Origin of the sequence: Microcoleus sp. D3_18_C4 (assembly GCF_036702355.1) — a bacterium.
Lineage (GTDB): Bacteria > Cyanobacteriota > Cyanobacteriia > Cyanobacteriales > Microcoleaceae > Microcoleus.
In genome coordinates, this window is sequence record NZ_JAUBTF010000154.1 from 1 (window position 1) to 2,090 (window position 2,090).

Below are 2,090 nucleotides of genomic sequence, written 5' to 3' on the forward strand. Positions count from 1 at the left end.
CATTCTTGTACTCCAGTAAACCAGATTCCCGTCGTATGGAGACGATTCGCTTTTAACTTTTATATGTCGTACTATTGGAGTGTCGGCATGGTCTAGTAACCGAAGTGGGGTTGAACCTTCCTTCTTGGTTGCGAATACCCAGTTATCACCGTTTATAGAGTGCCAATATTTCTTTGCCACCCATTCCCCATTCTTTAAGGGGTGACGGTGTTTTGACCAAGCTCTTAACTTTTGGTACATGAGGTCATCGATGTCTGAGTAAGCAACCTTACTTACTACAGTCGCATAGTAGTTAGCCCATCCCCGGATAATTGGGTTTAAATGGCTGATTAGCACTGCTTGCGGTGCTGCCTTATGGGCTTTAATTACACTAGCGATTTGGTCGTAATGCACCTTTTGCTTCTGCTTGCTTGGGGTGATGATTGTCTTAAAACCTTGTTTCGAGTGATACTTTCCTACGGGAAATTGTTGTATCTTGAATCCCAGGAAGTCGAACCCTGGGTTTTCTTGCTCATACTGGTTAAGGGTGTGGGCAAGTCTCGTTTTAGAAGGCTTAAGTTCCAAGTTCATGCCTTTTAACCATTCGGAGATAATCTCTTTGCATCTTTGAACAACAGTTATGTCTTCGTGGAGAATTACGAAGTCATCGGCATAACGAATCAGGCTAAGACTATTACGGTTATCCCTTTTGCCTTTGCCGCTTCTAGTAGGCAGTGTTTCTGCAAACTGTTTAATTCGTTCTTCCATCCCGTGGAGGGCAATATTTGCCAGTAATGGAGAAATAACCCCACCCTGTGGAGTACCCTCAGATGTTGGAAACAACTGCATAACATCCATCACTCCCGCTTTTAACCATGCACGAATCTGTCGGCGAATGGTGGGGAATGTATTTAATTTATTGAGCAGTGCTTCATGGTCAATCCGGTCGAAACATTTAGTTATATCGGCATCAAGCACATATTTAGGCTTTTTATTGATGCTTGAAAATATAGCCTCGACTGCATCTTGGCATGAACGTCCAGGTCTGAACCCGTATGAGTTAGGTTCAAATCGCGCTTCCCATTCTGGTTCTAATACCAGTTTGACAAGTGCTTGCAAGGCTCGGTCTTCCATTGTAGGTATGCCTAATGGTCGTTTCTCTTCCGTCCCAGGCTTGGGAATCCATACTCGCCTAGTCGGACTAACTTTAGACCCCAGTTTTAGATTATTTACTAACTTTAAACGTGCTGCTGGGGATAAGGATTTTACCCCGTCCACTCCTGCCGTTTTCTTGCCAGTATTATCCTGGGTTACTCTACGAACCGCTAACACCTTAGCTGACCAAGACTTCATCAACGTCTTTTGGAGTCTGCGTAATGCTTTTACATCACCACGTTGAGAGGCTTGAAAAATTCTCTTTTGGAGCTTATAAACCTTACGTTCTAGCTTTCGCCAGTTCACTTGGTTCCATTCTACCGTAGTCTTTAAACTCGTTTTAGACATTTTTACTCACTACTTGAGACTTTCCCTTCCAAATCATCGTGAGTCCGTCTGCATATCCTGGGCATTACCCCAGACTTTAAGCTTCTGACCCAATCTTTCCTACTCGTTGCATACGGTTAGCACCTACTACAGGGATTCGACCACCTGAGAGCAGACGAGAGGTTATCTCGTTCCGAATGACCATACTGTGTACCTTTAGAGTGATGTTATTCGCCGGGTTTATCGGAAGTGCTTGTTGGTCAAATAACCACTTGCCAACTCCTTTTATCCTGTGCCTTTTGGCTCCAGCGCATTAAGCCTTATTTCGCTGGTTCTTGGTAACGACGATTCAGACACATCTTCAAGCCGAGGCTTTACTCATGGGTACTTTGCTCGATGCTTACCGACTTAGGCTGTTAGTAATAACATCTTTTCTCCCCGCTTTACGGATTGATGGCTAGTCGCTACCGTAGGGGAGATGCTTTCACCGCTGCACCTGCGGGGTAGGATTTGAGTGTTCTAGGGTACTGATTCTCACCTACATGGTCATTCAGTTGTCAAGGTTCTATTCCTTGCGGCTAATCCCCCTAATCCTTTGGAGGACTGGTTTCTAGCCAACGATTCGCACA

1 protein-coding gene is annotated in these 2,090 nt (G+C 44.7%); it reads right to left on the reverse strand.

Translation table 11 applies throughout. The features are described from left to right. Nucleotides 1-1,482: group II intron reverse transcriptase/maturase (ltrA, locus tag QUA90_RS30295; protein ID WP_333448782.1), on the reverse strand; the 1,482-nt coding region annotated here is incomplete at its 3' end. Between the last annotated feature and the right edge of the window lie 608 nt (nt 1,483-2,090).